Origin of the sequence: Mesorhizobium sp. M2E.F.Ca.ET.209.01.1.1 (genome assembly GCF_004010375.2) — a bacterium.
GTDB lineage: Bacteria > Pseudomonadota > Alphaproteobacteria > Rhizobiales > Rhizobiaceae > Mesorhizobium.
On record NZ_SADP02000692.1, the window covers coordinates 1 to 332 of the forward strand.

The 332-nt window shown below is 64.8% G+C and carries 1 protein-coding gene; it reads left to right on the top strand.

What is annotated here, in order from left to right:
* Positions 1–332: Ldh family oxidoreductase (locus tag EN852_RS37465; RefSeq protein ID WP_135879813.1), on the top strand; the 332-nt coding region annotated here is incomplete at both ends.

Sequence of the window (332 nt, forward strand, 5' to 3'; positions counted from 1 at the left end):
CCATCGAGCTGGCCATCGACAAGGCCCGATCGGCCGGCGCCTGCATCCTGGCCATTGGCAACGCCCACCACAACGGTCCGCTGTGGCTTGACGTCGAGCCGTTTGCGGAGGCAGGGCTTATCGCGCTCAGTGTGGTTAACAGCGTCACATATGTCGTTCCGCATGGCGGCCACAAGCGGCTCTATGGCACCAATCCGATGGCCTTCGCCGTGCCGCGCGCCGATGGCCAGGTTCTCCTGTTCGATCAGGCGACCGCCGCAATGGCCCATGGAGAGGTGAGGATCGCGGCGCGCGAAAGCAAGATCCTTCCTGAGGGGATTGGCCTGGACGCC